The following is a 13,243-nucleotide window of genomic DNA, read 5'->3' as shown; positions in this document are numbered from 1 at the left end:
GCTCGCTAAACTGTTGCACCGTATTCACAGCCACCAACTCTTTCCGCAATCTATCCAATCGCTCTTTTCGTCAGCTTTTCTTTTACTTCTCTCGCCCCGCTCTTCTGCGGGAGGCGAACTATAGCAAACTTCTCCCTTCCTTTGCAAGTGCCTGGGCTAAATTATTTAGCGGGTTCCCGGGAGCATTGGCTTTGTAGGGTGCGCTGCGCGCACCGGACTTGGGCTCGCATCAGAATGTCACCGGTCGTATGCCTTGCTTGTGTATCTAGTAGGTGGGGACGGTGCGCGTGGCGTACCCTACTGTGCTCCAATATGGCCAGGGTCGGCGCAAATTGCGAATTCCTGACAAGATGATTATTGTCTGATTGATTATTGGCAGCGATATCAAGTAAGGTTAGGTTTTTCCCATTTTAAGTATTTCCATGTCTGCAAATTCAGAAGGTTCAACCAAGGCGATTTTTTATGCGCTGGGGGCAAATGGCGGTATTGCATTGGCCAAGTTCGGCGCTGCCATCTTTACGGCTTCCGGTGCCATGCTGGCAGAGGCGATTCACTCTCTGGCGGACTGTATTAACCAGGTCTTCCTGCTGATAGGTTTAAAAGAGGCGCAACGTCCAGTGGACGCGGCCCACCCTATGGGGTACGGGCGTGTCGTGTATTTTTGGGCGATGATGGTGGCCTTGTTGCTGTTTTTTCTAGGTGGTGCATTTTCTGTCATGGAAGGTGTGGATCGCCTGAAGCACCCGGAGCCATTGAAGAACCCTATGGTTGCACTGGTGGTACTAGGCGTATCTGTACTGTTGGAAAGTTTTTCGCTGTATGGCGCTATGCGTGAGATACGCAAGATTGCTGGCGGGAAGTCTTTCTTCCATTGGTTTCGCGAAACGCGTCAGTCTGAACTGATGGTGGTGGCGGGTGAAGATATTGCGGCGCTAGCTGGTCTGGCTGTCGCCTTTGTTGCCGTGGTGTTGTCAGTATTAACTGGTAACCCGGTGTGGGATGCGATCGGTTCGATTATTGTTGGCTGCCTGTTGATGGCAGTGGCATTTTTTGTCATCAGGGAAGTCAAGGCTATGATTACTGGCGAATCTGCTGCCCCTGAAGTCAACGAAGCCATCCGTCAGCATATTGAGTCTCACCCGCATGTTGATCATGTCATCAACCTGATTACGCTGCAGTGGGGTGAGCAATTGATGATCGCAGTACAGGCAAAGATGGAACGCCAGGGATCGGATCAGGCGTTGATAGCTGCGATCAACGAGGTAGAAAAAAGCATACAAACCCAGTGGCCACAGGCCAAGTGGTGTTTCTTTGAGCCGGATGTGGACAGTACGAAAGATTAAGGCTGGAAATGTAAGATCTAAATTGATCAGACCGCTACATTGTCCATTGCGTCAGCGGACTTGATCAGTGAATGGATGGCGCGCTCGAACATGGCTTCTGTTTCGACAAAGCGTATCTTTCCTAAGTCCAGCAATTCACACAGGACGGACATGCCCAGTATGCCGGGGAATTCTTCCCCGCTCATGCTCAGCACCACATTGCTGCCATTCGGATTGACCCAGCGTATGCAGGCGCGCCCTTTGTACTGCAGGGTTTTGAAGTCCAGCATGGCTCCACTGACGATGCGCTCCTGATATTTATCTTGCCGCGACTTGTCGGGATTGATCCCAACCGGAATAAAGTCTTCTGCAGGGTCGCTTTGCTTTTTCAGGTCCTTGTCGAGTATCCTGGCTGGTAGACCAAGTTCTGCCAATACTTCTTTCAGGAATTGCTCTCGCGCAAAATCATGCTCTTGAATTTCTGAATGTTCTATGGTGTCAGCCTGGTTGGTGAACTGTTCAAAAAGTTCATACATTTGTGGCAAGCTGATATTGGGGAGTGCCTTACCATCTGTCGTGCCACGCGAAGCATTGGCATGTGCTTCTGCCAGCCAGCTCATGAGTTTTTGCTGTTTGGATTTTTCCAAATCAATCAAATCCAGGCCATGGCGCAAGGTTGTCAGCATCGCAGGCAACATGGAAGATAGCAGATTACGGTCATCGGCATCGGTCTTGGGGTAGACACTCCACAACAAATCCGGCACCAGCAGACGATAGCGGCGCGCCTGTATGGAATCCGTGCGTTCGGCAACTTCTATGGCGGCAACCCAGTTAATCCGCAAAAAGCTGCGGAAAGAGGCTTCCACAGTTAATTTCGACAAGGCTTTACTCATGACGGCGGCGATGCAGGCAAAGCGCATGAAACGGATCTCTGATTCGCCTATGGCTTTGACGGTACGCCTGACAGGTGCCTGATTGGTACGCAACTCTCTGGCGACAAAGGTTTCGAAACGGTTTTGTATGCGGGAGAAAAGTTCGGGGACTTCAGAGTCATGTCGCAGCAAAGTCTTGATGATGCGTGAAATCTCTTCCGTGATCGGAGCAACATCATTAATTTGCTGAGCACAAAATGCCACCGAGCAAATGCGGTTAAATAATAGGCGCGCCGGATGTTTTTCGTTGGTCAGGAAATCTTTGTCCTTCAGTGCCAGCTGCAAGATCATGTACTGCAAACGTCCCAGTTCCACGCGCATGGGAAGAGGGACAAGTTCGTCAGACAGCATAAACTCGAACAGCATGGAAACGATATCGATGGTCATCTGTTCATCGCTGTCTTGCGCAAGGCTGTACAAGGCATCTTTTTGTTCCCGCAGCAAATTACGAATATCGCCTTGCTCATCCGTCATGGAAGCGGTATCTGGTGCCATAACCTTGTGCATTTGCCCCAACACCTTGCCAAGCGCAATCGATGCCCCAGGTACCACTCCCGGTTCAATTTTCTGCTTGAGCTGGCTTTCTATGTTTTGCAAATGCGCTGCCAGCAAGGCAGCTGGCACCTGCACCATTTCCTGGCCACTGAACCCAGCGTTACCAGACTGTGCGGATTGAAACAGGTTGGTGGTTGCCGAAACACCCGGCGCGGACACAGGTGCGTTATAAGGCAGGGCATCCGAGTCACCATGGATCTGAGCTGGTGTACTTCCGGTTGATGCTTCGCCAAAAGCGCGGCGTAAAGCACCACCCAGGGCAGTTGCGCCTTGCAACCAGGCCGGTACCGGGCTGGCAGGTGGGGCAGCCGGCATGGAAATAGGCGGCAAGCTTGCGCTATAAACCGGCATCTGCCCAGTCGGCTGTGGCATAGCAGCGGTCACAACATGGCGGGGTGCCGAGGCGGGCGACGAGGACTTGCCACGCGCAGACTGAAATAACTGCTCCAGCCGCACGCCAGGATTTTGCATTACTGGAGCCGGACTGGAAGCGCCAAAGGCACCAACAGTCGACACCCCAACCTGCGCCACCGATTGCACGCCAGGGAAAATTCCCGTCTGCATGGAAGAATAGCCCTGACCTGTCGGCGCAGGGGGGGGCGCAGTCCCACGCGCCTGTGGTTTTTCTGGAGCCTTGGTGATTTTCAATGAAAGGTGAGCGCTGACACCCTGTTTTTCAAGCGCATTATTGGCTGCCTGGTAAACGGCTGACATGCGCGACGCCAGACTCTCCCCCAATTGCTCTATCAGGATTGCTTCTGTCTCTGGCAGCAACTTCAGTTCTTCAATAGCCAGAAAAATGCAGCGCGACACCAGATAGGGGCGAAAAGGGTTTTCGCGTTCGCGAATATCGTCCTGTCCAAACAATACGGCAATGCGGATATTGAGATCAATGATCAGTTGCTCAGACCTGTTGCGAAAGTTTTGCGTCATTTCATTGAAGCGCAAAGTACTTTCGAAAGTAGAAGAATCCAGCAATGCCAGTTCTTTGTTGTGCTCAAGCGCAGAAGCAGGCCGGAAGGTGCTGTAGGCAGTACTGAGGCTACGATCCAGCAACTGACTCATATTAAGCTGCAAGGCACGGGCGATTTCGTCGCGTCTTTCCAGCAGGGTGCCGCGTGCACTGACCGTGCGTTTTTGTTCTGTCGATGAAATACCACTAGCCGATGCTTTTGACAACAAGGCTTCCGCAGCAATGGGCATCATGCCTTCAACTGCATCTTGAAATGCATGAGCAAATTCAGCGCGAGTGCTGGACAAGGACTCGTTTGCGACCATGTGCATCCTATGATATGAAGAACACTTTTAAATAATATACGAAACAGGCACTAGAACTCATTTCATCAATAGGGGTGAGATGCGCTTGCCTCATCACATGGGCTGACAAGGTGGACGAAACAGTCAATGCGGTTCTATTGACGAATGAGTCGAATTGTTCACACCTTGCAGTCCAGCACATTTCTTGAGGCAAACCCTCCTGGATCTGGCCGCATTGACACTTTGCGGTTGCATTGCAGCCGGTGTTGTCACGTCGCGCTTGTCATGGCACCTGCCTTAGCTACGCGGCACACCTTACACCGCATCCCGAATCGCCCGGCTCGCACTCATCCCTATTGATGAAGTGAGTACTAGTTATCTTACCTGACAGCAACAACATGGCTATATTACCAACAATTTGACGGCCAGTCTGAAATCAGGCAACTTTTTTCTTGCGGGCGGCCGGTTTTTTTACCGGAGCTGTGGCCTCTGCCTCTGGTTCAGCCTTGGCTTTAGTCTTGCCGGCGGCAGGGGCTTTTGCTTTGCGTTCTTCAAATTCAAAGCTGACTTTGCCATCCTTGCCACGCACCAGGAAGGCCTTGAACGGCCTGCGCGTGCGCTGGGAGATGAAGCCCGGCAACAAGTCTGTCTTGCCGTCATTGAGCAGTTTGCCCATTTGTTCAGGCAAAATTTCTTGCTGCAAAATAATGCGCCCACTACGGAAATCACAAGCCTTGGGTTTGGCAACGGTTTTTTCACAAACGTAAGCCAAGCCCATTTCATACACGCCGCTACCGCACTTTGGACAAGGTCCGAGTGAAGTTTGTTCAGAAAAATCGACACCTTCTCCATCTTCGCCTTCATCCTGATTTTGACCAAAGTCAAATTCCAGCTTGAGGTTGTTGTGGTCAGCATCGGCAACTATTTTCAATATAGCAGCAAATGGCCTGCCCATTTTGGAGCGGAAACCTTGCAGCGGGCCAATTTCGCGCTTGGCCAGCAATTCTTCCACCTCAGCAACCTCAAACTGACGACTACCTGGAGTCTTGCTCATGGAGAATTCACATTTGGTACAGGCGAAGCGACGATAATTCTCTTTGACGACGCCGCCGCAGTTCGGGCAAGGTGTGTGCAAAGTTGCATAATCGCCTGGGATAGTGTCGTTGTCGTATTCTTTGGCACGCTTGACGATGATCTGGGTCATCTGGGCAATTTCACGCATGAATTCTTCGCGGCTGATCTTGCCTTTCTCCATTTGCGATAATTTATATTCCCACTCACCCGTCAGCTCTGGTGAGGTCAATTCATCGACCCCCAAACCGCGCAACAAGGTCATCAGCTGGAAGGCTTTGGCGGTAGGCATCATTTCGCGGCCTTCGCGCAACAGATATTTCTCGTTCAGCAAACCCTCGATGATGGCAGCACGGGTGGCCGGTGTACCCAGCCCCTTGCCTGCCATGGCTTCGCGCAGGTCGCCGTCATCAACCAGCTTGCCGGCACCTTCCATGGCGGACAATAAGGTCGCCTCGCTATAGCGTGCAGGTGGTTTGGTGACCAGGCCATTGGCGGTGATCTGATCGGTCAGAACCTTTTCACCTTTGGCAACCGCCACCAGCGTACCTTTGCTCTCGCCGTCTTTTTCTTCCAGCGCATCCTTGCCATAAATCGCCAGCCAGCCAGCGCTGGTCATGACTTTACCTTCAGTTTTAAATTGATGACCAGATACTTCGGTAATACGGGTAGTCACCTGAAATTCTGCTGCCGGGAAAAATACTGCCAGGAAGCGACGTGTCACCAGGTCATACAGTTTTTGTTCAGGCTCAGACAAATTCTTCGGTGCCAGACCAGTCGGAATGATCGCAAAGTGATCACTGATCTTGGTATTGTCAAAAATGCGTTTGTTTGGCTTGACCCAGTTACTTTTCAGGATTTGCGAAGCAAACTGATGGTAATTATTGGTGTCAGCTATCGTGCCCAGGGTCTCCTTGACGGTGGGTAGATAATCTTCCGGCAAATGACGGGAATCAGTACGCGGATAAGTCAGTACCTTGTGTTTCTCATACAAAGCCTGGGCCAGGCCCAAAGTATTTTTGGCTGAAAAGCCAAAACGGGCATTCGCTTCACGCTGCAGACTGGTCAAGTCAAATAGCGGCGGCGCGATTTGCGTGGCTGGCTTGGATTCTTCGGTGACACTGCCCTGGCGGTTACGGCAGGCGGCCACGATGGATTCGGCAGCTGCCTTGCTCCACAGGCGTTCCGCCCTTTTCTCTGGGTCGTGTTCATCTTTCTTGAACTGGTGATCTTGCCAGCGGCCTTCATAAATACCGGCAGCACAGACAAATTCTGCCTTCACTTCCCAATAATCACGGGAGACGAATTTTTTGATCTTTTCTTCGCGCTCGACCACGATAGACAGGGTAGGTGTCTGTACCCGGCCAACGGTGGTCAGATAAAAGCCGCCTTCTTTGGAATTGAAGGCGGTCATGGCACGGGTGCCATTGATACCAATCAGCCAGTCGGCTTCCGAGCGGCAACGCGCAGCATCGGCCAGGGGCATCATTTCTGCATCGCTGCGCAATTTTTGGAAACCATCACGTATCGCACCAGTGGTCATGGATTGCAACCACAGGCGGCTGACCGGCTGCTTGGCTTTCGCATGCTGGGCGATCAGACGGAAAATCAACTCCCCTTCGCGGCCCGCGTCACACGCATTAATGAGGCCAGTGACATCCTTGCGCTTGATCAGTTTGTTCAGGACTTTGAGTCGCGACTCGGTCTTGGCAATTGGGTTCAGGGCAAAATGTGGCGGTATCATGGGCAAATGAGTAAAACTCCACTTGCCGCGTTTGACATCGTATTCTTCCGGAACCGTAATTTCCAGCAGATGGCCTACTGCCGATGACAGCACATAATTATCCGACTCGAAATAATCATCATGCTTGGTGAACCCACCCAGCGCTTTCGCTATGTCATTAGCGACAGAGGGTTTTTCGGCAATGATGAGCGTTTTTGTCATTTTCGGGATTCTCGAATAGGGTAAAGCGTCGCTGCCAATGTCTAATAGGCAACATTTCGCAAAATAAGCGTAAGACTAACCTAAATTTGCGGGGAATGATAAACGTGGTAGGCGAAAAATCACAATTTACAGCCGATTTTTGCTGTAAATCTTCCTTTTAGGAAATGTTTAGTGCAAAAGCCTTACGATGCTGTCGTCATCTGACAACAATAATTCGTCAAACATGAGCATGTCTGGTTCCGCACCCTGGCTCCACAGCATCATTAATACAATGATACGCAATTTATCCAGAGGCATGGGGGATTCGTTCACCACTAATGCTCTTTCAACCACGATTTCCCGCTGAAGTGCATTCAGCAAACCTGCAGATTCAAGAAACTGGATAAAGCCTATTGCTGGCGTCCCCAGGGCAGCAATCTCTTGCTGCGCATACACACGAAAGCCAGTGGAAATGGACGGGGCAGTGCCAGGCTCTGTTGAGGTTATGGCCAAACCTGTCAGCCATGTCAGTGCCTCGGAAATTTCATCCTCGGGAAATCCGACTGCCGATAATTTTTTTGTCAGGGCAGCCGTGTCAGGACAGGCATCCGGACGATAATAGGTTTCGTAGAGGTAAACAAGAATATCAAACATAGTACTACTGTAGCCTTTGCTGCGATTTCAAACAAGTCCCATGAAAGAGACTTGCCATTTGTATGCTTGCCTAATTTGCATTTTATTAACTGCCTGAGGTGATAAGCCCGACAGATCTCATCCTTGCTGATGAAACGCATTCGAATAAATGCGATCTAATATATACGAAGCGGTGAAATGCTGCTGCCCACATACAGAATAGGGTATCAGCCAAGGCGTCGGAAATAACCACCAGGCAGGGATTCCAGCTGGCCCATCAATTCCAGATTCAGAAATTCTGCATGCAGGCTGGCCACATCTTGCCCCAGGCGTTGCGCCAGCATATCTATATGCACAGGGTCATAGCCTATAGCCTGCAATATGCCCGCTGACTCCACTTCTGGCACAGCCGGAGTTTCCAGCGGCAAAGGCATTTGCAGTTGCAATTCTTCCAATATGTCTTGTGCCGACTCGACCAGCTTGGCGCCCTGTCGTATCAATTGATGACAGCCTCTGGATAAAGGTGAGTGAATGGAGCCGGGAATGGCAAATACTTCCCGCCCCTGTTCCGCCGCCATCCGAGCGGTAATCAGCGAACCTGATTGCGCCGCTGCCTCAACCACCAGCACCCCTTTCGCCAATCCGGAAATAATCCGGTTGCGGCGCGGGAAATTGGCAGCAATCGCTGGCATACCTAGTGGGTACTCACTGATGATGCAACCACCTTCTGCAATTAAATGTGCAAGACTGCGATTGCGTGCCGGATACACAATATCAGCACCAGTACCAATAACGGCAATGGTAGAGCCAACACCACGCAAAGCCCCCTGATGGGCCGCCGCATCAATACCTGCCGCCAGACCAGAACTGATAGTCAGGCCAAAACTACTGAGGGCTTCAGAAAATTGCTCTGCATTTTTTATACCCTGTGTTGTCGCATTCCGGCTGCCAACGACAGCAATGGTGCCGGCCGTCAACAGATCGGTGCGCCCTTTGAGATAAATCAGTACCGGTGGGTCAGGGATTTCAAGCAAGGCTGGCGGATAGGCTGTATCGGCCAGTGTCAGTATCAGATTACCTGCCTGCTCACACCATGTCAGGGTTTTGTCTATCTGCAACAAGAGTTCGGTGGAGACAGGTGCCAGCACAGCGCTGGCTATCCTGTCCGTCACGACTTCCGTCAGGGCAGCATGGCTGGCTGCAAAAACCTGATGGGGCAGGCCAAATCTGGCGAGTAATTTGCGCGCTGTTTCATTCCCCACGCCGGGGGTCTGAACCAGCCTTAGCCAATCCTTCAAATCCAGATTCAAGCCCACAAACTGCTAATATTATTTGGGTGAACGCGCTGCATCACCGACTTTGACTACGTCGGTAACCTGCATGATCAAACCATAGGCAATATTGTCGAATACACGGAAAATGAACAATTCACCAATTTGTTCATCTGGCAATTTGACACTTCTATTGTTGTCTGTCCTGTCCTGAATAACGGGGCCATAGTTATACAATGTCAATACTGTACCGATATTCAAACCATCTTCTTTGCCACGGTTAATCGATACAATCTGATTTTGGCCAGCAACGGTAACCCCACCGTACACGGCAACTACCCTGGCATCAACTTCGTCTCTCGGTGCATGTGGCACATAATTCAGGATAGGTGACGGCGGGATAGGCATCAAACGGTCCCCGACCGCCATCTCTTCCTTGGAGTTGACGACAACAAAAGTGTGCACGTCACTGACTTCTTCGTCGGCTTCCTTGTCAAGCTTGACCGTACCCAGATAGACAGCTTCGTAACCTATGATGGCCTTGGTTACCGGATCATGCAGTGGCGCGCCTGGACGGAATACCTGGAACGAAGTACCGCCATCAAGGTCACCACGGACATAGGCTTTTTCACCTTGTCCCAGATTCACCCGACCTTCCTTGGTACCAATAATGCGGGGAACGGAAGCGAGTTCGTTCTTTTCCACAATCAATGGTTGCGACAGGAAAGGTTCGATCACCGAAGCCGGGATGGCCGGAATGGCGTTGTCACCCAAACCCTTGTTGCGTGAACGGGGGGTCCATTTTTCGGTCTGTATGCCACCAGGGTTGCCCAGACGCAAGCGACCATTGGCACGGTCGAAATACACAATCTGCCCGGGGTAAATCCAGTGTGGATTACGAATTTCCTCTTGATTCATGCCCCACACGACTGGCCAGCACCATGGATTTTTCAGGAACATACTGGAAATACCCCATAAGGTATCGCCTCGGACGACCACATGTTTATCCGGCGCATCCGGTAAAAATTCGCACTTGCTTTTACTGGCAACGGCTTGCGCCTGAGCCGTGGTCGCCTGAGCCCCTGCAGCAAAGACTTCGGCCGACATCAAAGGCAAACTGACAGCGAGGATGGAAGCGATTGTGCTAAACTTTTTCATGAATAATGTCCGATACAAAATACCGCGATACAGCAAGCAATGCGCGCAGGCAGGCGCAAACTTGCAAAACTTGCCAAATTGAATCAAATTCTGCCCATAAATCCTTGAACTAGCAAGAAAAACTGCGCAATAAGTCCCAAGGCTTGTTGTGAAATGTCTTATGACGATACTAAATATACTGCGCTATCCTGATGCGCGCCTCCATAAAGTGGCAAAACCGGTAACACAATTTGATGAACGACTGAAGACTTTGGTTGCCGATATGGCCGCGACCATGTATGACGCACCAGGCGTAGGCTTGGCCGCTTCACAGGTCGATGTTCACGAACAGATCGTCGTGATAGACATATCTGAAACCAATGACCAGCTACAAGTCTTCATCAACCCGGAAATTCTGTGGGCCAGTGAAGAAAAGAAGATTTACGACGAAGGTTGCCTGTCCGTACCTGGTATTTATGATGGTGTTGAACGGCCGGCAGAAGTCAAGGTGCGTGCCTTTGACGCCGACGGCAAGGCATTTGACGTCCATGCCACGGAATTGCTTGCGGTATGCATACAACATGAAATGGACCACCTGAAGGGCAAGGTATTTGTTGAATATCTGTCGCCCCTGAAACGTAATCGCATCAAAACCAAGATGCTGAAAGAAGAACGCGAAGAACAACGCAAGCGGGCTGAACGCTGATGCGGGTTATTTTTGCAGGTACTCCCGAATTTGCCGCCACGGCGCTGCAGGCATTGCATACGGCTGGCTTTGAAATTCCACTGGTATTGACCCAGCCTGACCGCCCAGCGGGACGTGGCATGCAATTGCATGCCTCAGCGGTAAAACAATTTGCGCTTCAACATGCTATTCCCGTTGCCCAGCCGGTTTCCCTGCGGCTGGACGGCAAATACCCGGACATTGCCAAAGAGGCGCACGAGCTGTTACTGTCGACGCAGCACGACGTGATGGTTGTAGCAGCCTACGGCTTGATACTGCCCCTTTCAGTCTTGACTATTCCCCGCCTTGGCTGCCTGAATATCCATGGCTCACTGCTGCCACACTGGCGTGGTGCCGCCCCCATCCATCGCGCCATAGAAACGGGTGACAGTGAAACCGGCATTACCATTATGCAAATGGACGAAGGCCTGGATACTGGCCCCATGTTGCTGATGCAGTCGATTCCCATTGCTACCGACGATACAACTGGCAGCCTGCACGACAAACTGGCTAAGCTGGGTGGAACAATGATCGTTGATGCCCTCAAGCGTCTTGAGCAAGGCACACTCAGTTCAACCGTGCAACCTGAAGCCGGTGTCTCATATGCTGCCAAGATCAGCAAGGCCGAAGCCGCACTTGATTTCGGCCTGCCTGCTGATGTCCTGGAACGCAAGATCCGGGCATTCAACCCTTTTCCTGGTGCGCATGCAGAATATGCGGGCAGCGCCATCAAAATCTGGGGTGCCAATGCCATTCAAGCTCCTGCACCGGCAACACCAGGGCAGATACTGGCGGCTAACGCAACAGCGGGAATTGTAGTTGCTTGCGGACAAGGTGCGTTAGAATTAACCGAATTGCAAAAACCAGGGGGCAAGCGGCTTTTGGTGAACGAATTTTTGAAAGGCTTTGATTTTATCGTCGGCAATTGTTTCGATTAAATCAAGAAGTGAAGCAAAAAAGCTACATCTTGGCTTCTTACGGACCGATATATGCGCTATATACAGGGGAATAGTTCAATTAATGCCTGGTTGCAAGCAAAATCTTTGTTGCCTGCGGCTACTTGTTGTATTCTCTTACACTGAATTATTGCCATTATTGTTTTCAATAACAAAAACTCTGACAAAGACCTAAAAAAGGTGAGCTCATGAAGAAACTTCTTCCCATTGCCCTGGCAGCTGGACTGTTGGCAGGTTGTACAACTCCATACAGCGAAACTCCGCTGGCGGGCAATTTCCCGACGACCACGCAAAACAAATTGCAAGCGGCGTCGCATTGGCTCCTGATTGCAAAAGATGTCGCCGATCAAATCAAGCTTGGTACTGACAAGATAGGCGCACCGGTCTATGTTACTCCGCCGCAACAGAACAGTAAGTTTACTGAAGCGTTTTATAACCAGATCATCACTTCGCTGGTGAATCAGGGTGTGACGGTCAGAAAACAGAATGATGGTACAGCACAGGTCATTGATATCGAAACCGAACTGGTTCGCTTCTCACCAGACCGTCACCAAAACACACGCTTTGTCAGTGTCACTGCCATTGGTGCAGGCATTGCGGCAATCCACGGTTTGGGCATTCCGGTAAAAACCGATTACGTACTGGGTGGCCTGGGCTTGGCTGCTGCATATGACTGGACGCACTGGGTCAATCAGGAATATGCCAAAGGTCCGACACCAAGATATGAATTGATCGTCACCACCTCACTGGTAAAAAATTCGCAGTTCGTGGCGCGTCGTACTGATGCCTACTATGTCAGCGACTATGACTGGACGCTGTATAACAGAGAAACCGACTTCAATTTCCGTGTAGTTGGGGGTCAATAATGATGAAAAAAGCAGCTCTTGTAATCGCGTCTGTTGTGGCGCTGAGCGCCTGTTCCAGCCTGGGTTTTAACAATGCGCCAGTTACGGCTGCACCTGTGCCCACCTGGAAAGATGCCGAAGCCAATGAATTTATTCCCGCCAATCAACGCGCAGCGACGGCGCTGATCGTGGCAGCTGGTCAGCAAATTGATCCTTCCCGTCCATTGATCGTTACCACATTGGCCAATATCAATTCGCTGGAAGATTCGTCCACTTTTGGTCGTATTGTTGCCGAACAGGTATCGGGTCAATTTACCCGTAGCGGCTTCAAGATGATAGAAATGAAATTCCGCGAGAAGGTTTTCATCCGACAAAATGTTGGTGAATTTTTGCTGACCCGGGAAATCAAGGATGTGGCCCAAAGCCATAGTGCCCAGGCAGTTATCGTTGGTACCTATGCCGAAAGCGACAAACTGGTGTTTGTTAACCTGAAATTGATACGTCCAGGTGACAATGTAGTCATCAGCACATTTGATTACGCCATCCCTATGGACAAGACTGTCAAGGCTTTGCTGGGTCGTCGTTAAGCCGGATAGCTGGTAAGTATATAGAAGGC

At 50.9% G+C, this 13,243-nt stretch carries 10 protein-coding genes; 5 read left to right on the top strand and 5 right to left on the bottom strand.

The genetic code is table 11. The features are described from left to right. Nucleotides 1-422 precede the first annotated feature (422 nt). Nucleotides 423-1,343, top strand: coding sequence for a cation diffusion facilitator family transporter (locus tag AC1RVX_RS03295; protein ID WP_493215141.1), 921 nt, complete (start codon nt 423-425; stop codon nt 1,341-1,343). A gap of 26 nt (nt 1,344-1,369) precedes the next feature. Here AC1RVX_RS03295 and AC1RVX_RS03290 read toward each other — a convergent pair whose 3' ends face one another. The 5 genes from AC1RVX_RS03290 to AC1RVX_RS03270 form a co-directional block, all read right to left on the bottom strand. Beyond that, nucleotides 1,370-4,087, bottom strand: coding sequence for a DUF1631 family protein (locus AC1RVX_RS03290; RefSeq protein ID WP_493215140.1), 2,718 nt, complete (start codon nt 4,085-4,087; stop codon nt 1,370-1,372). A 415-nt stretch (nt 4,088-4,502) separates the two neighbouring features. Further along, on the bottom strand, nt 4,503-7,082 hold the full coding sequence (locus tag AC1RVX_RS03285) for a DNA topoisomerase III (RefSeq protein ID WP_493215139.1): 2,580 nt from the start codon (nt 7,080-7,082) through the stop codon (nt 4,503-4,505). Between the two features lie 168 nt (nt 7,083-7,250). Then, nucleotides 7,251-7,715 carry a Smg family protein gene (locus tag AC1RVX_RS03280; protein ID WP_493215138.1) on the bottom strand — a complete coding sequence of 155 codons (465 nt, stop codon included), beginning with the start codon at nt 7,713-7,715 and terminating at the stop codon, nt 7,251-7,253. A 206-nt stretch (nt 7,716-7,921) separates the two neighbouring features. After that, complete coding sequence (gene dprA, locus AC1RVX_RS03275; protein ID WP_493215137.1) at nt 7,922-9,004, bottom strand: DNA-processing protein DprA; 1,083 nt, start codon at nt 9,002-9,004, stop codon at nt 7,922-7,924. A gap of 18 nt (nt 9,005-9,022) precedes the next feature. Then, the gene (locus AC1RVX_RS03270) at nt 9,023-10,123 is read right to left on the bottom strand and encodes a LysM peptidoglycan-binding domain-containing protein (RefSeq protein WP_493215136.1); all 1,101 of its coding nucleotides are present in this window, start codon (nt 10,121-10,123) and stop codon (nt 9,023-9,025) included. Between the two features lie 160 nt (nt 10,124-10,283). On the opposite strand from AC1RVX_RS03270, the gene def reads away from it, so the two are divergent. The 4 genes from def to AC1RVX_RS03250 all read left to right on the top strand — a co-directional run bounded on the left by def (nt 10,284) and on the right by AC1RVX_RS03250 (nt 13,214). Beyond that, nucleotides 10,284-10,808, top strand: a complete 525-nt coding sequence (gene def, locus AC1RVX_RS03265) for a peptide deformylase (protein WP_493215135.1) — start codon at nt 10,284-10,286, stop codon at nt 10,806-10,808. Next, nucleotides 10,808-11,764 carry a methionyl-tRNA formyltransferase gene (gene fmt / locus AC1RVX_RS03260; protein ID WP_493215134.1) on the top strand — a complete coding sequence of 319 codons (957 nt, stop codon included), beginning with the start codon at nt 10,808-10,810 and terminating at the stop codon, nt 11,762-11,764. The genes def and fmt overlap by 1 nt, the downstream gene beginning before the upstream one ends. Before the next feature lie 206 nt (nt 11,765-11,970). Next, on the top strand, nt 11,971-12,648 hold the full coding sequence (locus tag AC1RVX_RS03255; protein ID WP_493215133.1) for a hypothetical protein: 678 nt from the start codon (nt 11,971-11,973) through the stop codon (nt 12,646-12,648). Next, nucleotides 12,648-13,214, top strand: coding sequence for a FlgO family outer membrane protein (locus AC1RVX_RS03250; RefSeq protein WP_493215132.1), 567 nt, complete (start codon nt 12,648-12,650; stop codon nt 13,212-13,214). Before AC1RVX_RS03255 ends, AC1RVX_RS03250 begins: the two co-directional genes overlap by 1 nt. Nucleotides 13,215-13,243: the final 29 nt, after the last annotated feature.

It is taken from the genome of Undibacterium sp. GW821-FHT11B02 (assembly GCF_058808955.1).
Note: the sequence above shows the minus strand (reverse complement) of the source record. Positions and strands in the feature narration are given on the sequence as shown.